28 protein-coding genes are annotated in these 16,154 nt (G+C 59.3%); 27 read left to right on the forward strand and 1 reads right to left on the reverse strand.

Going from position 1 to position 16,154, the window contains the following annotated elements:
• Positions 1-5: 5 nt before the first annotated feature.
• The 17 genes from JWU58_RS26940 to JWU58_RS27020 all read left to right on the forward strand — a co-directional run bounded on the left by JWU58_RS26940 (position 6) and on the right by JWU58_RS27020 (position 9,056).
• Positions 6-449 carry a hypothetical protein gene (locus tag JWU58_RS26940; RefSeq protein ID WP_206422279.1) on the forward strand — a complete coding sequence of 148 codons (444 nt, stop codon included), beginning with the start codon at positions 6-8 and terminating at the stop codon, positions 447-449.
• Entirely contained in the window at positions 446-1,348 is a 903-nt protein-coding gene (locus JWU58_RS26945) for a hypothetical protein (protein WP_206422280.1), read from the forward strand. The genes JWU58_RS26940 and JWU58_RS26945 overlap by 4 nt, the downstream gene beginning before the upstream one ends.
• Positions 1,349-1,377: 29 nt before the next feature.
• Positions 1,378-1,746: a hypothetical protein gene (locus JWU58_RS26950; RefSeq protein WP_206422281.1), complete on the forward strand. Its 369-nt coding sequence runs from the start codon at positions 1,378-1,380 to the stop codon at positions 1,744-1,746.
• 14 nt (positions 1,747-1,760) lie between these two features.
• Positions 1,761-2,519, forward strand: coding sequence for a hypothetical protein (locus JWU58_RS26955; protein WP_206422282.1), 759 nt, complete (start codon positions 1,761-1,763; stop codon positions 2,517-2,519).
• 41 nt (positions 2,520-2,560) lie between these two features.
• Positions 2,561-4,366 carry a DNA cytosine methyltransferase gene (locus JWU58_RS26960; RefSeq protein WP_206422283.1) on the forward strand — a complete coding sequence of 602 codons (1,806 nt, stop codon included), beginning with the start codon at positions 2,561-2,563 and terminating at the stop codon, positions 4,364-4,366.
• 46 nt (positions 4,367-4,412) lie between these two features.
• Complete coding sequence (locus JWU58_RS26965; RefSeq protein WP_206422284.1) at positions 4,413-4,850, forward strand: hypothetical protein; 438 nt, start codon at positions 4,413-4,415, stop codon at positions 4,848-4,850.
• The gene (locus tag JWU58_RS26970; protein ID WP_206422285.1) at positions 4,840-5,652 is read left to right on the forward strand and encodes a hypothetical protein; all 813 of its coding nucleotides are present in this window, start codon (positions 4,840-4,842) and stop codon (positions 5,650-5,652) included. Before JWU58_RS26965 ends, JWU58_RS26970 begins: the two co-directional genes overlap by 11 nt.
• A 97-nt stretch (positions 5,653-5,749) precedes the next feature.
• On the forward strand, positions 5,750-5,887 hold the full coding sequence (locus JWU58_RS26975) for a hypothetical protein (protein ID WP_206422286.1): 138 nt from the start codon (positions 5,750-5,752) through the stop codon (positions 5,885-5,887).
• Between the two features lie 84 nt (positions 5,888-5,971).
• Positions 5,972-6,610, forward strand: a complete 639-nt coding sequence (locus JWU58_RS26980; RefSeq protein WP_206422287.1) for a hypothetical protein — start codon at positions 5,972-5,974, stop codon at positions 6,608-6,610.
• A gap of 41 nt (positions 6,611-6,651) precedes the next feature.
• Positions 6,652-6,864 carry a hypothetical protein gene (locus JWU58_RS26985; RefSeq protein WP_206422288.1) on the forward strand — a complete coding sequence of 71 codons (213 nt, stop codon included), beginning with the start codon at positions 6,652-6,654 and terminating at the stop codon, positions 6,862-6,864.
• Positions 6,865-7,017: 153 nt separating this feature from the next.
• Positions 7,018-7,317, forward strand: a complete 300-nt coding sequence (locus tag JWU58_RS26990; protein ID WP_206422289.1) for a type II toxin-antitoxin system MqsR family toxin — start codon at positions 7,018-7,020, stop codon at positions 7,315-7,317.
• A gap of 1 nt (position 7,318) precedes the next feature.
• Positions 7,319-7,720, forward strand: coding sequence for a type II toxin-antitoxin system MqsA family antitoxin (locus JWU58_RS26995; RefSeq protein ID WP_206422290.1), 402 nt, complete (start codon positions 7,319-7,321; stop codon positions 7,718-7,720).
• On the forward strand, positions 7,717-7,935 hold the full coding sequence (locus tag JWU58_RS27000; RefSeq protein WP_206422291.1) for a hypothetical protein: 219 nt from the start codon (positions 7,717-7,719) through the stop codon (positions 7,933-7,935). Before JWU58_RS26995 ends, JWU58_RS27000 begins: the two co-directional genes overlap by 4 nt.
• Positions 7,936-7,947: 12 nt before the next feature.
• A complete protein-coding gene (locus tag JWU58_RS27005; RefSeq protein ID WP_206422292.1) occupies positions 7,948-8,133 on the forward strand; it encodes a hypothetical protein in 186 nt (61 codons plus the stop codon).
• A gap of 6 nt (positions 8,134-8,139) precedes the next feature.
• Entirely contained in the window at positions 8,140-8,361 is a 222-nt protein-coding gene (locus JWU58_RS27010) for a hypothetical protein (RefSeq protein ID WP_206422293.1), read from the forward strand.
• A gap of 59 nt (positions 8,362-8,420) precedes the next feature.
• Positions 8,421-8,720: a hypothetical protein gene (locus tag JWU58_RS27015; RefSeq protein ID WP_192096875.1), complete on the forward strand. Its 300-nt coding sequence runs from the start codon at positions 8,421-8,423 to the stop codon at positions 8,718-8,720.
• A 93-nt stretch (positions 8,721-8,813) separates the two neighbouring features.
• Positions 8,814-9,056: a hypothetical protein gene (locus JWU58_RS27020; RefSeq protein ID WP_206422294.1), complete on the forward strand. Its 243-nt coding sequence runs from the start codon at positions 8,814-8,816 to the stop codon at positions 9,054-9,056.
• A 264-nt stretch (positions 9,057-9,320) separates the two neighbouring features.
• On the opposite strand, the gene JWU58_RS27025 is transcribed toward JWU58_RS27020, so the two are convergent.
• A complete protein-coding gene (locus JWU58_RS27025; protein WP_206422295.1) occupies positions 9,321-9,467 on the reverse strand; it encodes a hypothetical protein in 147 nt (48 codons plus the stop codon).
• 125 nt (positions 9,468-9,592) lie between these two features.
• On the opposite strand from JWU58_RS27025, the gene JWU58_RS27030 reads away from it, so the two are divergent.
• The 10 genes from JWU58_RS27030 (at position 9,593) to JWU58_RS27075 (ending at position 16,023) form a co-directional block, all read left to right on the forward strand.
• Complete coding sequence (locus tag JWU58_RS27030) at positions 9,593-9,844, forward strand: hypothetical protein (protein ID WP_206422296.1); 252 nt, start codon at positions 9,593-9,595, stop codon at positions 9,842-9,844.
• 819 nt (positions 9,845-10,663) lie between these two features.
• On the forward strand, positions 10,664-11,401 hold the full coding sequence (locus tag JWU58_RS27035; RefSeq protein WP_206422297.1) for a hypothetical protein: 738 nt from the start codon (positions 10,664-10,666) through the stop codon (positions 11,399-11,401).
• Positions 11,398-12,081, forward strand: a complete 684-nt coding sequence (locus JWU58_RS27040) for a hypothetical protein (protein WP_206422298.1) — start codon at positions 11,398-11,400, stop codon at positions 12,079-12,081. Before JWU58_RS27035 ends, JWU58_RS27040 begins: the two co-directional genes overlap by 4 nt.
• Positions 12,078-12,482: a phage protein NinX family protein gene (locus JWU58_RS27045; protein WP_206422299.1), complete on the forward strand. Its 405-nt coding sequence runs from the start codon at positions 12,078-12,080 to the stop codon at positions 12,480-12,482. The genes JWU58_RS27040 and JWU58_RS27045 overlap by 4 nt, the downstream gene beginning before the upstream one ends.
• On the forward strand, positions 12,479-12,658 hold the full coding sequence (locus JWU58_RS27050; RefSeq protein WP_206422300.1) for a hypothetical protein: 180 nt from the start codon (positions 12,479-12,481) through the stop codon (positions 12,656-12,658). The genes JWU58_RS27045 and JWU58_RS27050 overlap by 4 nt, the downstream gene beginning before the upstream one ends.
• Positions 12,655-13,761, forward strand: a complete 1,107-nt coding sequence (locus tag JWU58_RS27055) for a DNA-methyltransferase (protein ID WP_206422301.1) — start codon at positions 12,655-12,657, stop codon at positions 13,759-13,761. The genes JWU58_RS27050 and JWU58_RS27055 overlap by 4 nt, the downstream gene beginning before the upstream one ends.
• A 56-nt stretch (positions 13,762-13,817) precedes the next feature.
• Complete coding sequence (locus tag JWU58_RS27060; RefSeq protein ID WP_206422302.1) at positions 13,818-14,279, forward strand: hypothetical protein; 462 nt, start codon at positions 13,818-13,820, stop codon at positions 14,277-14,279.
• A gap of 248 nt (positions 14,280-14,527) precedes the next feature.
• The gene (locus JWU58_RS27065) at positions 14,528-14,881 is read left to right on the forward strand and encodes a DUF1064 domain-containing protein (RefSeq protein WP_206422326.1); all 354 of its coding nucleotides are present in this window, start codon (positions 14,528-14,530) and stop codon (positions 14,879-14,881) included.
• Positions 14,881-15,183, forward strand: a complete 303-nt coding sequence (locus JWU58_RS27070) for a hypothetical protein (protein WP_206422303.1) — start codon at positions 14,881-14,883, stop codon at positions 15,181-15,183. The genes JWU58_RS27065 and JWU58_RS27070 overlap by 1 nt, the downstream gene beginning before the upstream one ends.
• 237 nt (positions 15,184-15,420) lie before the next feature.
• Entirely contained in the window at positions 15,421-16,023 is a 603-nt protein-coding gene (locus tag JWU58_RS27075; RefSeq protein ID WP_206422304.1) for a helix-turn-helix domain-containing protein, read from the forward strand.
• The last annotated feature ends 131 nt before the right edge of the window (positions 16,024-16,154 follow it).

Consider the following 16,154-nt stretch of genomic DNA (forward strand, 5'->3'; position numbering starts at 1 on the left):
TACCCATGGATACCCGCAAACCGGCCGCCGAAGGCCCTTCCCCCAGCGTCGATAATTGCCCGGTCAAACCAACACCGGGACAACAACCTTTGAACGACTATCTGCGACTCCCGCGCGTTCTGATTCAAAACTGCCACGACGACATGGTTAATTTCGTGCGCCTTCACCCTGACGACCCCGAAGCCACTGGCGTCGATCGTGCGGCAACCATTCGCCTGCTGGCGGCCATTGTTCGCCGCCCGCCCGAAGCCGAGCAGGCGCCAGTAGCACCAGCTGACGAAAACACCGTGATCGCTGAGCTGCGCGAGCGTCTGCGTAACGCTGAGAAGTTGCTGAAAGAGTGCGAACCGCTGGTGGGCACCCGCGTCCGTCACGTCTATGCCGAATCTTTGGAATGGCGCATTGGTGAGTTCTTGGCGTACCGCTGGCCGCGGAAGGGTGAGCTATGAGCGCCCAAGTAAAGCCGGCAACCCGGCATGAAGTGCTGTTCACCATGGGCGACGAAAGCAAGGCGAAGGTTGACGCGTTGCTGCGCCAGTGTGGCCACAACAACCTCAACCTGCTGCTGGCGCGCGGTCTGGCGCTGGTGCAATGGGTAGAGGATCAGGCCGAGCGGCGCCGAACTGTCGCTGCAGTCGTGTACGCCGATCAGGGCGAGAGCGCGCGCGTGGATCAGGTGTTTGAGCTGGTTGAACGTGCCGAGCTGTTGAAACCTCGCCAGCAGTCCCTGACGGCCGTTCCTGTTGCCGCTGTGCCGCCTATTGCTGTCGAGGCTGCCGAAGCCCCGGAAACGTCGTCTGAGGCCGCTCCAGCACCAAGCGCGGAGCCGACTACGCCAGTCAAGGCTTCAAAAGCGGCGCCAAACCCCAAGTTGGTGGCACGCCCAAAGACGCCGCCCGCCAAAAAGGCAGCGGCCCGAACCCCGCGGGGATCGAGAAACCGCGCACTCGAAGTACTGAACGCCCACCGCGTGAGTGACGAAAGCGGCCCGGTGAAGAGCCATACGTGGGTGAGCTGGCGCGCGAACATGGACAAGAAGCTCCCGCCAATCCATGTGGGCGACAACCGCGCGCTTCCGGGTGAGCTGGGGCCTCAGCACCTTGAGGAGCTTGAGCGCATGTCTAAGGACGCGCGCCACGCCACGCACTTCAAGATCGGCCAATGGGGCGAGATTTGCTACTACGGCTTCGAGCCTGGCCGCGGCTGGTGCTATCTCGAAGATTGTTCCATGCGCCTGATGCCTGACAGCCACTGCGACGGCGGGCTGTTCGCCGTGTTCCCCGTGCTGATGGCCATCGAATACCTCCAAAAGCTGGCCAACCCACTGCGGGCATCGGCCGGCGCGTAACTGAATTCAGATCGAAAGGAGTCGCCGTGATGGCTGACCAGTTGAAGCCGTGCCCGTGCGGGCACGCCGGGGAGCTGAACGGCACCCGTGGGATCTTCTGCACGCTCAAATGCCCTGAATGCGGCCGTGAAGCCAGCGCGTTCACCATGGAAGGGCTGGTAGTCGCCTGGAACGATGAAGCGCTGCCCGCCAATCCGCCGAGACGGAAGCGCGAGCTGTGCGATCGGCGCATTGATTTCGAGTCAGACCACCCCGGCCCGTTCGGTAACGCCGTCGACGCCGATGGCAACGAGCTGGACGAATACGCCAATGCCCGTACCCAAGAAGACTGGCTGCTTTGGCTGCGGGCGCAAGCTGCTGCAGCGTCGGCGTATGTGGAATCGAGGCCGGCGCTTTGAATCGAAACCCTGTAGTGGCCTGCTACGGCGGCGGCACCAACTCCAACGCCTATTTGATCGGCATGGTTCAACGTGGCGAGCCGGTGGACGCGATCCTGTTCGCGGACACCGGCGGCGAACGGCCAGAGACTTACGCCAACGTCGAATTGTTCTCGGCTTGGCTGGTGAGCAACGGATACCCGGCCATCACCATCGTCAAGAAGGGCGGGCGCCCTGAAACGCTGGAAGAAAGCCTGCTGCGCCTCGGCAGCCTGCCCAGCATCGCCTACGGCTTCAAAACCTGCTCCCAGCGTTTCAAGGTGGAGCCGCAAGACAAGTGGCTGAACAACTGGCCGATCGCACTCGAAGCGTGGGCCAGCGGCCGGAAGGTAACCAAGATCATCGGTTACGACATGGACGAACCGCACCGGGTGAAAACATTCGAGAGCGCGAAGTATGAGAACCGCTACCCGCTCCTCGAATGGGAGTGGGGGCGCGAGGAGTGCGTACAGGCGATCAGGGCCGCCGGCCTACCCCAACCGGGCAAGTCGTCGTGTTTCTTCTGCCCGTCCAGCACCAAGCCCGAAATTCTGGATTTGCGCGACAAGCACCCTGAACTGCTCCAGCGAGCGCTGGCGATCGAGAAGAACGCCAAGCTCGACACCGTAAACGGTCTGGGCCGCCGGCTGAATTGGGGGGACTTTATCGCCCTGGTCGAAGAGGCCGAAGATCCCAGCACGTTCACCCTGCGGCAACCCGATATGCCGCTGCCATGCGGCTGCTACGACGGCTAAACGAAACACCCTCACTGAATAATTCCCGGCAAGGATTTCCAATGTCTGTACAACAGAAATTCCCTGATTTAGCGAACTGTCAGCCCAGCATGGGGCTGCCTTTTGAAAAAGAGCTGGTAGTCGACCTGTTTGCTGGTGGCGGCGGCGCGAGCAAAGGCATATCCCGGGCGTATCGGGAGCCGGACGTGGCGGTAAACCACAACCCGATCGCCCTTGCGGTGCACCGTGCCAACCATCCCGAAACCGCGCATTACGTGGCCGACGTCTATGAAGTCGATCCGTTGCTGGCGACCGGCGGCCAACCGGTGGCGATTATCTGGGCGTCTCCCGACTGCCGGCATCACAGCAAGGCGAAGGGCGGCGCGCCGCGCGATCGGGGCGTGCGCGGTCTGGCTTGGGTCGTCATCCGCTGGCTGTTCGTCACGAAATCGCGCCTGCTCTTCCTGGAGAACGTCGAAGAATTCTGCGATTGGGGCCCGATCTGCGAAGAAGGGCAGCCGATCAAGGCCGAGCGTGGCCGCACTTTCAAAGCGTTCATTGCGGCGATCAGCACAGGACTGCCAGCCGACCACCCAGATATGCCGGAAATCATGCACGCCATTGGTGAGTTCGTGCCTATGGCGGCGCTGGTGCGTGGCTTGGGATACAACGTCGAATGGCGTGAGCGTATCGCCGCCAACGCTGGCACACCGACCATCCGTAAACGGCTGTACCTGGTAGCGCGTTGCGATGGGAAACCGATCGTCTGGCCAGCGCCGAAGCGCCACAAGATTCCAACCGCCAAACAGCATCCGTGGCGTACAGCAGCTGAGTGCATCGACTGGAACAACGTCGGCCGCACGATCTTCCGTGAGAGGCCGATGGCCCAGAACACCATGCGCCGGGTGGCCAAGGGGCTTTGGCGTCATGTCCTGACCAGCGTCAAGCCGTTCATTGTGCCAATGCGTGGAACCTCAGACAGCCATACCAGCACTCACGGCGTCGACGAGCCGGTGTCAACGATCAGTGCGGGCGGAACGCATCACGCGCTTGTTCAGCCAGTGGCGGCGCCGTTCCTTACCGAATGTGCAAACGGTTCGTCACAGCGCAACTTCAGCGTGCAGGAACCGTTGCGCACCCAGGTCGCCCAGGTGAAGGGCGGGCACTTCGCGATGGCTGCCGCCAACATGGTCACCCTACGCAAAGGCTCCGTGGGCGCTGACATGACGGATCCGCTTGGGGTGGTCGCTACCAGCACTGGCCACCACGCGATATCGACAGCGTTTTTTGAGCAGGCTAACGGGGGCTTCTACAAGGGTGATGGCCGATCGGCCCACGATCCGATATCGACTATTTGCCAGTCAGGTTCGAATCAAAGGCTGGTTAACGCCTACCTGGTGAAGTACTACGGGTCTGTCAAGGGCGGTGTGTCGCTGACAGAGCCTATGCCGGCGTTGCCGACAAAAGATCGCGTAGCGGTTGTTGAGGCCGTCCAGGTGCCGGACACACTGACGCCTGAGCAGATGGAAGGCGCTCGCCGCTGCGCCGCATTCATGCACGAATATCTGCCTGAACACTTCAAAGACCCCGCCGAAATGGTGTTGGTTGGCGGCTACGTGCTGATCGATATCACGTTGCGCATGCTGCAGCCGCCAGAGCTGAAAGCCGCTCAGGGCTTCGACAAGGATTACATCATTGACCGCGGCCTATTCGTCGATCCAGTCACTGGCGCCGAGGAGTGGCGCGATATCAAAAAGGTCGACCAGGTGCGACTGATCGGCAACAGCGTCTGTCCGGACGAAGCCGAGGCACTGGTAGCGGCCAACGCCGCCGACATTATCGAGCTTTACCAGCGCCTCGCGGCATAACTTCAATCTGACTGACTTCCCGGGCGCTGCCCGGGTTGGGGCTCCCATGAACAACGAGAACAAGCCACCTGCACAAGTTCTACAACTTGTGCCAAATACATCAGTTGCGCCAGTTATGCCGCTTACGCAATGCGAACAACTTGCGCAAGATTTAATAGCCGCTCGCCTTCACCTTGCCGAGCAGCTGGTGCGCGAGGCGTGGCGCCTTTTGGATGGTCAGGATCCCGCTACGATTGGCTGGCACAGGGCGGCCGCGGTGTATCTCCGGCATTCGAAAGAGGTCGTGCACTCGGATACTGAGCGGCTGGATCTGTACGAGCGTCAGAACAAGCATGAATTCGGTTTGGTGCCGTATTACGACGATGCACTCAACAAGTGGTTCTTGCCGCCGGCAGACGATGACCTGAGCGACGGCCAGACCTTCGACACGCTTCGCGCCGCGTTGGATTGGATGATGAGTGAGGGTATGACAAATGAGCAGTAACAAAACGTGCGAAACCCTTGGCTGTATGGTTGAGGTGCCGGCAGACGTAAAGCATTGCGCTCGCCACCTGTATTACGCGCTCCGAGAGCCCGCGACGCCCGAGTGGAAGGTGGTGCCAGTCAAGCCCACGCCGGAAATGCTCGATGCCGTATCCGTGGGCGCCGTGGATCGCGATGTGGTCTGCAGGCGTGCGATTGCCTTGTGGGATTCGATGGTGGGCGCCGCGCCCACCGTTGAGCATGACTACGAGTGTGTCGTTTCGACGTCCATACCGCCTGATGAACTGGAGCTGGTGCTTGAGCGCGCACTTGCCCGATCGGCTGAACACACGGTTAAAGCGCCAGAGCAGGCCGTGGCTGAGTATTTCGCCGGCATCAGAGCCAATTTGTACCCAAAAGAGACTTGCCCGCACTGCGGCGGTAGCAACGCGCCTTATGACCAGGTTGATTGCGTGGAGCTGCCTTGCCCGGTTGGCCGAGACTTCAAACGCCCACCCCTGGAGGAAGTAATCCGGAACGTCGAAGCATTGCTGGGCATCGCGTCGGCTGTGGGAGCGAAAACCGTCGCTGAGGGCGATTTGGCTTGTGAAGTGCCCGAATTGCTTGGTGATGGTCTGCGGGAGCGAACCTATGCCGATGAGCCATTGAGCCATATCAAGGCGGTGGGTGCGCTGGTACAGGATGCGAAAGGGATCGAGATAAGCGGTAACAGTCGCAAGGTCAGCGCGTTTCTGATGTGTGCAGCCGCTGTGCCCGAGCTGGTGGCGCGCATTGAGGAACTGGAGGCTGAACATGGTGTTTAACGGGCCCATTCCGCCAGGCGTTAGGATCTACGCAGACGCCTGTATTCCCGAGCGACAAGAGCGTCACCGGCAAGAGCGCAAGTGGGCGCATCGAGTGATGTGGCGACGTGGCCAGCGCTTCAAGATCGAGACGGGGCCGGTGATCATTGCCATTGCCGGCGCCTGGTACGCACACCCGTCTACGATCGAGCTTCTGCAGAAGGACATCCCCGCGCCCCACGAAGTTAACGTGTAGGGCCACCAGATAGGAGCCGCTAAATCTCTTTCATAGTATCGTGCAGCGATGTATGGAAACTAACCGAAAGAGAGCGGCCCCTTGATGTCCAAAAAGTTGATTGCCTTAGCGTTTACTGCTGGCTTTGGCCTTATTGCCGGCGTACCAAACGCCTCCGCTGCCGTGAGCCTGTTCAAGGATTACGCCTACGGCACGCCCATTGATAAATACACGCGATCGGCTGGCTATTACGACTGCTCGAACAGTGAACAGAAAGGGCGCTGCACCGACAACTTCAATTTTGTCGGGGAGAAGTTCACCGCGGTGCTGTTCTTCCGGGAAGACAAGCTGGACACGGTGGCGCTTGTGGCCCCGTACAAACAGAGCCTTTACCCGAAGGTATCCGACGCGCTGGCCAAGTCGTTCAACATCATTTCAATGGAGAACGAAAAGTCATTTATCGACATGGTGACGCTGCGCAACACGGCAACCCAAGACGACTACGTGAAACAGTTCACTGCGTTTGAAAGCGCGGCGCTCGCCAGTGGCGACCTGACCTATACCTACCTCGAAGTGCCGGAGACTGTTGGCTTTGCCGACGTCGGCGCAATCATGCAGGCGTCACCGGAGGACGTGAGGCGTGCGGCGGTGCGGCTGGTCAGCGACAAACAGTCGTCAAGCCTGGTGGTGCGCTTTGAGCTGCCGAACATCAGCTACCAGCACGCGGCCGCTGAGTCGTTCTAATACCGCTGTGCCCCGCATCAGCCCAGACGGTCGCGCTCAGCATGGAGCAGCTTCTGGAGCAGGTGAAGGGCAGCGAGATTGCCGCCATTCGTATCGCGCCAGGCCTGGTGGGTGGTTCTGTAGAGCTGATCCACCTCTTCAAGCACTTTTCGGTACCGGACAACCTCAAGCACCAGGCGCCGTACATCGGGATCAGTGTGTATGGCCCAGAGTTCGCGCAACTCGGCCTGAGTGTGCGGTGTGAAGGGCGGTAGTTCCTTGGACATGGCGAGTGGCTTCAGGCTGTACATATATCCAGTATGCTAGGGCGCGGCCCAGATTACGAATCCGCGCGATGAAACCACTCCCTCGCCTTAATCAATTAACCTACTTGCCAAATAATAACCAAGTAGGTTAATATTCCTCCCATGGAAAAAAGAACCCCACACTGCAAGCTGTCCGCCGTCAAAGCCTTGATTGGTGCGGGCAAAGTGAAATCGACCACAACCGCGCTCGCTGGCGCTGCTGCGTTGGGTTTCGACTTTGAAGGGATGGTCGGCATCGTAATGCTGCTCAAGCCTGCCGACTTCTACAAGAGCATGACCACCTACGCCGACCACACCACTTGGCAAGACGTCTACCGTCCGAAGCTGGGCGATGGTCGCCGGGTCTATCTGAAACTCACTGTGACCGATGACGCGTTGATCGTCTCGTTCAAGGAGCAATGACATGAAATGTCCAATCTGTGGGGGCGCGGAGCTGGTGACAGACACCCGCGACCTGCCGTACACCTACAAAAACGAATCGACCGTTATCCCGGCCGTGCACGGCGAGTTTTGCTCTGCGTGCGGGGAATCGATTCTGGGTGTTGCTGAGTCGAACCGTGTAAGCGCGGCAATGCTGGCTTTCAACAAGACGGTCAACGCGGCCGTGGTAGATCCGCTGTTCATCACCAGCGTGCGCAAGAAGCTGGCGCTCGATCAGCGCCAAGCCGCTGAAATCTTCGGCGGGGGCACCAATGCGTTCTCTCGGTATGAAACGGGGAAGGTAAAGCCACCGATCGCGCTGGTGCTGTTGCTCAAGCTGCTCGATCGTCACCCTGAATTGCTGAATGAAGTGAGAGCGGCATGATCGACGACGGCCTCGAAGAGGCGCGCAAGGATCTGGCGAAAATCAAAGCATCGCTGGAAACGTCGTTGGCCGCCCTTGAGCTGGTACCGATCGAACCGGGAGCTGACGCAATCGCTGTCAGGGCGCGAGTGATGGAGGAGGTCAAACAGACCCTCCAAAGCGTCGAGCTGCTGGCGCAGAACCTCGGCGGCATTCCTGCGCCGGTTCTCCATTGAAAGGAGCTGAGCATGGCCGAAAGAATCATTCTGCCATTGGCCGATGAAAGCGAAGACATCGTTATGCGCCTGCCTTCCGAAGAGGCCACGGCGCTGCACACGCTGCTTTCCAACCTGAGCTATGCCGAAATGATTGAAAAAGGGCTTAGCATCGAGCAGGCCGAAATGATCGGTCGCATCACCCACGTCTGTTACTGAGGCCCTATGAGCGAAATGGATGAAAAAGCCCAGCGACTGGCTGAATGGCACGAAACGCTGAGCGGCACGATCGTGCGCGGCAGTTACGACGCTTGGCACGCTGAGTTGCGCCAAGGCGTCCGGATGATGAAAACCGAGGGGCTGATAAGCGCTGAGGAAGCGCGTGAGCTGCTGGAGCTGGCGGACGCTGCGCACAGCCACATGATCGAATCCCTGAACGATCGCTGATCGGCCTCGATGCCGATCGCTGCGTCATAAACCAACCCGCAACACTCAAGGAAGCTGTTATGAGCATCAACACCGAGCGCACCTACCGGATCATCGGCAAAGACCAGGCCGACGCGACGTTTTCCGTTTTCCCTACCGGTCAGCTGCAAATCGATTTCCTGCATACCCTGTGCAGCGTGCGCGCTCATACCAAGCAGCTGCGGTTCGAACCGCGGGTGGTCGCTGGCCACCTTGAGACGGTGCGCATCACCTACGAACACGGCAACGATGTGTTCTGGAGCGTGACCATCAGTCCGGCCGACGCCGAAGAGCTGCAGAGCATTATCCGTGCAGCTGCCGAATCGCTGGAAAAGCTGTAAGGCGGAACGCCGCGTAGCAGATGACCACGTTAAACCGAGGGCCGGAGCGATGTGATTCGCCACCGGCCCTCGGTGCATTTGAGGAGTTCACCTATGAAACCCGCCGAGAAGACGCGTAACCGAATCAGCGCCGCCCTGGATGCCATCGATCAGGCTGCCGATCCGCTGAAAGTTCGTTTTGCAGCCGCTTATGCCACCGGCTATGTCGACGCGCTGCACGATGAACAGGTGATCAGCATCGACGGCGCCCAGCTTTACCGTGAAGACATTGAGGAGCGGCGTCAAAGCCGGCTGGCGGGCTTCGGCGCGGAGCCGGACGAACCCTATTCAGAGTGATTCCCCTGTCTGGTGGATTTTTTCGCAGTGGCTGTTGCGCCGTGTTTGGCTCCATCGGCAAGCTGTATGTAACCGGCCGACAAAGAGCCGGACATGGAGCAAAGCTATGACTGATGACCTGATTTTCCTCAAGGCGGCCGCCTGCATGACGCTGGTGTTCATGGTGTGGATGGCGTGGCGTTCGCGTCAGCAGAAGCCCAAGGACTGGCCGCCCGGCGAATATTGAGCGCAGGCGCCCAGGGAAGGGCGCACCCCGGGAGGGGTTCAAAAGAACCCGACCAGGTAGTGGACGAATTGAGTGGCCTTGGCCCAGTAGACAGGGGACATGAAGGCGAAGCCGAGGACGGTGAGGATCCAGGCGTGACGACGGATGTGACGACGGGTACGGTTGAATTTTTGTTTTAAAGACATTTCGATTTCTCTGGTTGTCTTGTATTTAGTGCCGTCACCTTCCGAACTGACGTAAAAATCGACTTTTTTTCGAATTATTTTCAATCCCCGCCAAAATGGGCCCCCAGCGCCCGGAGACTGCCCCCATGAACACGTCCCCAGCTGACACCATCGCTGCGCTGAATCTGCCGGCATCTGTCCACACTCAAGCCCTCAAGCTGCTCGACGCGATCAGCCACGCACGCACGCTGGACGAAACGCTGCGCGCTGCCGATCGGGCGGAAGGTTTTGGGTTGGGTATCGAAACGGTTCGAGCGCTGAATACGTCGGCGGTGGAGGGGCTTTATCTGGCGTTCGATTCAGCTTCCCAATTGCGCCAATCTGAATTGGCCGAATAACAGGCACAAAAAAACCGCCGTTGGAGTGGCGGTTGATTTGTGCAGACCAAATTGGAGGTTCGGTTTGCGGCTTCGCTGAAAGCGTCGACAATTCGATCATAAATTACGTATTCGTCTTTGCGCAATAGTCCACGCAACACTAGATGTAAGAGCAATTTCCGTTAGTAACCCTGATATCTGGTGGTTTCCCCTCTTGTTTCGCAATCCGAATTTGTGCCTAAGTTATGCGGAATTGCGGCGAAATCAGTCGGATAGTGCCACCTAGACCCCGAACCCAGATTTTTTGGCGCGGCAAACAAACACTGCTAAGCGGTCGCGTCAAGGGCTTTCCGTCTATCTGATAAATAAACTTGAAAAATTCGTCAAAGTGCTTTTTTCAGGCACTGGTTTTGGGGTATTACGTAAGGCAAGGGCCTTGCAAGGCCCCGGCCCCTTCGCCACGTCTGGAAAACGTGCCGGGAACGGAAGGGCTGATAAACACCTGGCTCGCTGAAAGCGTCGACACCTTTCAGTAGCCGCCACCTTGCCCGGTAGGGGTGGCGGTAGTCAGGCTTCTTTTGAGGAAGCCGCTTATGCGCCCCTTCAATTGTGCTCGTCTTTTGTGGCTTGGCCTTTGTGCTGCGCTGCGAGGCGTCCAGGCTTACCGCGCCTTTATTTGGCTGCGTGACCATTACGACGACTTGTAACGGTCAGTGACCCCGCTTCGGCGGGGTTTTCTTTGGGCGCAACACAACAGAAATACAATATTTTGATGTTCCGTGTTTTTAGGCGGTGATATAGTCCTGGCCAGCACTATCGTGGCGTCAGGATTATCAGGATATGGCCGACATGGAAAATGTGATTCAGATAGGTGATCTGCGGCTTGCAAGGCTTTCAACGAGTCTTTCGAGAACCCGCGAAGCGTGCAAGCACCCACGCTTGCAGATGGAACCGATTGGCGAAATCGTTACTTGTAAGGACTGTAAACAGCAAGTGTCCCCGTACTGGGCGTTGAGCATGCTCGCCGACCACTGGCAAGAGCAGACACGCAAGCTCGATCGGCAGCTGGCTGAGGTCAAAGAACACCAGGGCGCACTGCTGCACCTCACAGCAGCCAAAAGACTCGAGTCCGAATGGCGCAAGCAAAACACCGTCCCTTGCTGTCCGCACTGCGCGCGTGGCGTGTTCCCCGGCGATGGGATGGGGAGCAGCACTATCAGCAAGGTGTTCGAGCTGGGGCTACGTGCCCGGGAGACAGCCGAGCGCAAAGAACTGGGTCTGCCGGCGGTGAAGAAGCTGGCGCCCGGCAAGCCTGCCGCGCCCAAGAGAGCCGTTAAAGCCAAATCCACTACCAAGCCGCTCCCTAAGTGGAAGGACGCCCCTGCGTGGGCGCAGTGGCTCACACACAGCCCGTCCGGCCCTTGGACGTGGCACGAACAAGAACCCGCCGAAAACGAGCCCGGAGCGGGCTACTGGAGCGCTGGCCAGACGGCCTTCGCCGGCACCACGCCAGTTCCCACCGATACCAACCTACTCAAGCAGAAGCGGCCAGAAGCCGTGCACGGAGCAACGCAATGAACCAGGACAAACACGACAAGCTGACGGCCGAAACCGCTGAATGGCTCAAGAACCACGTCTACACCGAGCTGGTGCGCGCGAATGGCGTGGAGGTCTGGCGCTGTCAGCAGCCGAAGACTTCAAACTTGGCTTTCGATATCGCCATTACGCGCTACGGCATTGCGGTGTTTGGCGATATCGGCTCGCTGACGTTCCGCGTGGGCGCAGCCTACGGAATGAAGTTCCTCGCCGGCGACGATGGCGGTTACATCTACGGCAAGCTCGAAAGCACCAGTAAGCAGACAGATTTCGACCGATCGGCATTCATCGGGCACGTCGAGGACGCCATTTGTGACCTGGTGTCGTCAACGCGTGAGAACGCACCGGAATGGATGGCGAAATTTCCCTGCCCCGGGCGAGGCAAGGATATCGAAGCGTGGCTGGTAGAGCAGGCGGGTGACGACGAACTGGCAGCATTGTGCGTGGCGCTGCGTGAGGCGTGGGCGTTTGAGGAGGGCAGCAACTCATCCGCGGCGCACGAATGGTTGAATGAACGTGAAGAGCTGCTGAACGTCAGCGATACATGGGAGTGGAACCTGCGCAAGGCTACGGATAGCGTCCTGCGCCGCTTGTACCGGGTTCGCCATGCTGCACGGCAGATCATGGCCCAAAAGGCTCCTGCCGAGGCGGTGGCGCAATGACTCAGGCCACTACCGTAACGATTGTTGTCGAGACCGCTGAGCTTCAAGGTGCAGCGCTGGACTGGGCTGTGGCTCAGGTAGTGGGTGATCGCGTGCAGATCCTCGACGGTGGGCGGGTGCACCACGTCGACAGTCACGGCCATGTCGAGAGCCGTTATCAGCCGTCCACCAGTTGGAGTCAGGCCGGTCGCCTGATGGATACCCATATCAAGCGCATGGGCGACTGCGGTGAGCCTGTAGCTGGTTGGGACGCAATCCCCGAGGGTAAGCAGTGCTTTGCGATCGCTCACAATGGGGAGTTCGCAACGGGCCCAACAACGCGAGTCGCTGCCTGCAGAGCGGTGGTGCTGGCCAACCTCGGCGGCACGATCGAAGTACCAGCCAGTTTGGTGAAACCATGAGCATGCGCGAGCTGTTTGAGGCCGCAATCATTGAGCGATTCAAGGAGTCCGGATTCCTTGAGGTCGAAATCCGTGTTGAATGCCTGGCGCGTGACGGTGAGGGCTATTACGACCCGCTTATCTCGATCGCCTGGTGGGCGTGGCAACAAAGCGCCACTTGCGTGGTGCCCAAATGATACCGACGCATCAAGTGCTGATCGGCGATTGCCTGGCGCTGTTGCAGCAAATGCCGAGCGCATCTGTTCACTGCTGCATTACAAGCCCACCTTACTTCGGTCTGCGTGACTACGGCGTCGAAGGGCAGATAGGCCTAGAGGACACCCCTGCTGCGTTCGTGTCTCGGCTGGTCGGCGTTTTCCGCGAAGTCCGCCGGGTTTTGCGTGATGACGGCACGCTGTGGGTGAACATGGGCGATACCTACGCATCGATCGCTGGTGGATACGCACCGGAAGGATCTGCCGGCAAGCACGACACGGTTTCCAGGGCGACCCGAGGCGCAGTGCTGCGCGGTCGCCGACGGGCACCGCCAGAGGGCCTAAAGCAAAAAGACCTTATGGGTATCCCTTGGCGTTTGGCGTTCGCCCTGCAGGACGATGGCTGGTATCTGCGCCAGGACATTATCTGGCACAAACCAAATCCGATGCCTGAAAGCGTGCGTGATCGGTGCACCAAAGCTCACGAATACATTTTTCTGCTCAGCAAGTCCCGTAAGTACCACTGCGATATGGACGCCATCCGTGAAGACGCCGCTGAAAGCAGTCTGGCCCGATGGAGTCAGGACGTGGATGGTCAAGCCGGAAGTGAGCGCGTGCCAGGCAAATCGAATGGGCCTATGAAGGCCGTAGGTGGTCGATCTAGGCGAGACAGCCTGCTGCGGGTGGGCTCAAAGCGTGAGCAAGCAATTCCCGGGCAGAGTAAAGGCACGCATCGGCCCGATCGAGCAGAGAGCGAATGGGACGTGGCCACCCGCAATAAGCGTAGCGTCTGGACGGTGCCTACGCACAGTTTCAAGGGCGCCCACTTCGCCACATTCCCGCCAGACCTGATACGCCCCTGTATCCAAGCTGGCGCGCCGCGCGGGGGTGTGGTGTTAGATCCGTTCGGCGGTGCCGGCACAACTGCAGTCGTGTCGATGCAAGAAGGGCGTAGATCGATCAGCTGCGAACTCAACCCTGAGTATGCGGCCATGGCAGAGGCTCGCATCGCAAGCGCTTGGCTTGATGGCGCCGCCCAGATGGACGTTTTTCGTGACGCACAGATGGCCACGGCCGCGATTTAAATTTGACCGAGAATGTACGGGGATACAAAAACATGAACGCAATCAAGGAAATCAGCATGCACGAACCATCAACCACCGCGCCGCTGGCGCCGGCTCAGATCGAATACGCCTATGCCCGTAGCGTGGGCGCGGAAATCTGGATCGATGACAGCCTGGCTGCATACCTCAGCGACGGGGAAACCTCTGTAGGCGCCGTGATTGCCCGTGGTGTCATCGAGCGGCCATCGGCCAGCAGGTTCGTGCCGGACGCTGGAGACATGATCGAGGCGATGGGCGAGCAAGCCCAGTGTTCCGACTATTCCGAGTGGGCAGACGATTTTCCGTCGGTATCGGATGAAGCGTTGGCGGAACTGGAAGCGCTGCTGGAGCCGATCAGGGCGTGGGCCGATCGGCGGTGTCCGGTGTCGTTCTTCACCGTGTCCGGAGCAGAACCGTACACCGTCACCGCTGACGATATCGCCGCGGCCGAGCAATACCGGCGCGAAGAAACCGAGCGCGCCGCTGCGGCGGGTCTGTAAGCGCCAAAGCATGGAAACAGGCACCCAAGCGGTGCCTTTTTTGTAGGGAGAATGGCGGCATGGCTAAACGATGGATCAGTGAACAACATCTGGCGCAGTTACCGCCGGAAATGACAGCGAGAGCGCTGGGCGGTGTGGCGTACAAGCCTAAAGCAGTGCCGGCACCGAAGAGGGCGCCCAGTGGTTCGTCACCGGCTGAGGCTGGCGCTCTGGCCACCAAGGTGCTGGAGAAGGCCGCCACCAAGGCAATGACCGCCACGCAGTCGATGCAGGCGCTGGGGCGGTTGCCGGTGGGCGAAATGAACAAGACCGAGCAGGCTTATGCCGACCACCTGGAACAGCTCAAGCGCGACGGGGAAGTACTGTTTTACAAGTTCGAGAGCATGAACCTGCGCCTGGCAGACAACACGTTTTACAAGCCTGACTTTCTGGTGATGACGGCCGATCGTGGGATTGAAGTGCACGAAGTGAAAGGGTTCTGGACCGACGACGCCCGGGTAAAGATCAAGGTAGCGGCCGCCCTGTATCCGATATTCAAATTCATCGCGATCAGGAAGGCCAAGAAGGCTGACGGTGGCGGCTGGAGCGTGGAGGAGTTCTGATGGATTCAGCACATGAGCAGACTGATGTTGAGTTCGCACACGAAGAGTACCTGAACCACCTGATGCGCTGCCGGGGCTGCTACGCGCCTACCCAGCGCTTTTGCTGTGTGGGACTGGCGCTGCGCATCGAGTACGACGCCCTGTACTTGCTGAGCATTGAAGATAACCGCCAGCGCAGGGCGCTCCTGGTACGTGAAACCCATGTGAACCCATGGCTGGCGGAAGCCCTGAAAACAAGGGTTGTGGAGCTGTACAACTTGGCTCAGGGCGAGGCGCAAGAAGTTGGCAATATTGCCGCGTGAGTAGCCAACTTATTTAGCTGTGCCAGTTGCCTAATGTACGGGGATGATTTTTAATGCCGCCAACAGAACGTTATGCAGCAAGGGGTACAGCCAAAAATGTCCGGGGATAGTTTTTTTGCAGCGAATCAACACGCAGAGGAAGCTCCGGGCGCGATCGGCCGGCTTTTTGATGCGTCTGAGGATCTGGGCGAGGGTTGCGGCGCCAATGAGCGCCGCAAAGCTGAGGATTCGAAGCTGATGGCCATCCTCGGCGCCAAGCTGCGTAAAGCACGCAAAGCGGCGCGGTTGTCCGAAAGTGCCGCCGGGCTGGCGCTGGCCCACGAAGGCGTCACCCAGATCAGTCTGTACGAAAACGGCCACCGGTTCCCCAGCTTCACCAACCTGCGCCTGCTGGCCAAGCTGTACGGCGTCACCATCGACTACCTGCTCGACATGCACGACGACATCCTGCTGGCTCCGGAGGAGGGTAATCAGGCGGTAATGCAGGGAATCGTCAGCGCCACGCTCTCTCAGCAGTTCAGCCAGTTCGTGGAAGTCATTTCCCGCCGCAACTCGCTGGTGCTGGAAGGCCTGAGCATCGATCGCCGGCTACTGGGCGAAACAGCCAAGCTGTCTGTGGAGCTGGTCGACGCGTTGAAGGTTGTCCAGCGCCGCGCGCCGAACTTCGACGAAATCCCTGGAGGCGCAAAGTTGACCAGATTGATCGGCGAATTCAATGAGAGCATGGCCTTCCATACCAAGCGTCAACGGTTCGAAGAGGCAGAGGCTGCGCATGAGACGTTCAACGTGACGCCTGAGCAGATCGTTAAGCGTGTTGAACAGTTGATGATCGAGCTGTAACGCGATCGGCGGCCGCAAGGCCGCCACAAAGGCAGCACTCCATAGAAACAGCTCTTTGAGACAGAGCGCTGTTTTATGCAGTGAGTCGAAGGACAGGCAAATGCGGCGGGGTTTTCCTTCCCCACATAGGC

The sequence above is a fragment of the Pseudomonas atacamensis genome, from assembly GCF_017167965.1.
Lineage (GTDB): Bacteria > Pseudomonadota > Gammaproteobacteria > Pseudomonadales > Pseudomonadaceae > Aquipseudomonas > Aquipseudomonas atacamensis.

Coding starts and splice junctions, on each gene's coding strand:
- JWU58_RS27040 (WP_206422298.1), top strand. CDS start 11,398: ATGAACCAGGACAAACACGACAAGCTGACGGCCGAAACCGCTGAATGG.
- JWU58_RS27035 (WP_206422297.1), top strand. CDS start 10,664: ATGGCCGACATGGAAAATGTGATTCAGATAGGTGATCTGCGGCTTGCA.
- JWU58_RS26975 (WP_206422286.1), top strand. CDS start 5,750: ATGTGGCGACGTGGCCAGCGCTTCAAGATCGAGACGGGGCCGGTGATC.
- JWU58_RS27065 (WP_206422326.1), top strand. CDS start 14,528: ATGACCGCCACGCAGTCGATGCAGGCGCTGGGGCGGTTGCCGGTGGGC.
- JWU58_RS27050 (WP_206422300.1), top strand. CDS start 12,479: ATGAGCATGCGCGAGCTGTTTGAGGCCGCAATCATTGAGCGATTCAAG.
- JWU58_RS26990 (WP_206422289.1), top strand. CDS start 7,018: ATGGAAAAAAGAACCCCACACTGCAAGCTGTCCGCCGTCAAAGCCTTG.
- JWU58_RS27000 (WP_206422291.1), top strand. CDS start 7,717: ATGATCGACGACGGCCTCGAAGAGGCGCGCAAGGATCTGGCGAAAATC.
- JWU58_RS26950 (WP_206422281.1), top strand. CDS start 1,378: ATGGCTGACCAGTTGAAGCCGTGCCCGTGCGGGCACGCCGGGGAGCTG.
- JWU58_RS26960 (WP_206422283.1), top strand. CDS start 2,561: ATGTCTGTACAACAGAAATTCCCTGATTTAGCGAACTGTCAGCCCAGC.
- JWU58_RS27010 (WP_206422293.1), top strand. CDS start 8,140: ATGAGCGAAATGGATGAAAAAGCCCAGCGACTGGCTGAATGGCACGAA.
- JWU58_RS26970 (WP_206422285.1), top strand. CDS start 4,840: ATGAGCAGTAACAAAACGTGCGAAACCCTTGGCTGTATGGTTGAGGTG.
- JWU58_RS26945 (WP_206422280.1), top strand. CDS start 446: ATGAGCGCCCAAGTAAAGCCGGCAACCCGGCATGAAGTGCTGTTCACC.
- JWU58_RS27025 (WP_206422295.1), bottom strand. CDS start 9,467: ATGTCTTTAAAACAAAAATTCAACCGTACCCGTCGTCACATCCGTCGT.
- JWU58_RS26985 (WP_206422288.1), top strand. CDS start 6,652: ATGGAGCAGCTTCTGGAGCAGGTGAAGGGCAGCGAGATTGCCGCCATT.
- JWU58_RS27060 (WP_206422302.1), top strand. CDS start 13,818: ATGCACGAACCATCAACCACCGCGCCGCTGGCGCCGGCTCAGATCGAA.
- JWU58_RS27015 (WP_192096875.1), top strand. CDS start 8,421: ATGAGCATCAACACCGAGCGCACCTACCGGATCATCGGCAAAGACCAG.
- JWU58_RS27020 (WP_206422294.1), top strand. CDS start 8,814: ATGAAACCCGCCGAGAAGACGCGTAACCGAATCAGCGCCGCCCTGGAT.
- JWU58_RS27075 (WP_206422304.1), top strand. CDS start 15,421: ATGGCCATCCTCGGCGCCAAGCTGCGTAAAGCACGCAAAGCGGCGCGG.
- JWU58_RS26980 (WP_206422287.1), top strand. CDS start 5,972: ATGTCCAAAAAGTTGATTGCCTTAGCGTTTACTGCTGGCTTTGGCCTT.
- JWU58_RS27030 (WP_206422296.1), top strand. CDS start 9,593: ATGAACACGTCCCCAGCTGACACCATCGCTGCGCTGAATCTGCCGGCA.
- JWU58_RS27045 (WP_206422299.1), top strand. CDS start 12,078: ATGACTCAGGCCACTACCGTAACGATTGTTGTCGAGACCGCTGAGCTT.
- JWU58_RS26965 (WP_206422284.1), top strand. CDS start 4,413: ATGAACAACGAGAACAAGCCACCTGCACAAGTTCTACAACTTGTGCCA.
- JWU58_RS26995 (WP_206422290.1), top strand. CDS start 7,319: ATGAAATGTCCAATCTGTGGGGGCGCGGAGCTGGTGACAGACACCCGC.
- JWU58_RS27005 (WP_206422292.1), top strand. CDS start 7,948: ATGGCCGAAAGAATCATTCTGCCATTGGCCGATGAAAGCGAAGACATC.
- JWU58_RS26940 (WP_206422279.1), top strand. CDS start 6: ATGGATACCCGCAAACCGGCCGCCGAAGGCCCTTCCCCCAGCGTCGAT.
- JWU58_RS27070 (WP_206422303.1), top strand. CDS start 14,881: ATGGATTCAGCACATGAGCAGACTGATGTTGAGTTCGCACACGAAGAG.
- JWU58_RS27055 (WP_206422301.1), top strand. CDS start 12,655: ATGATACCGACGCATCAAGTGCTGATCGGCGATTGCCTGGCGCTGTTG.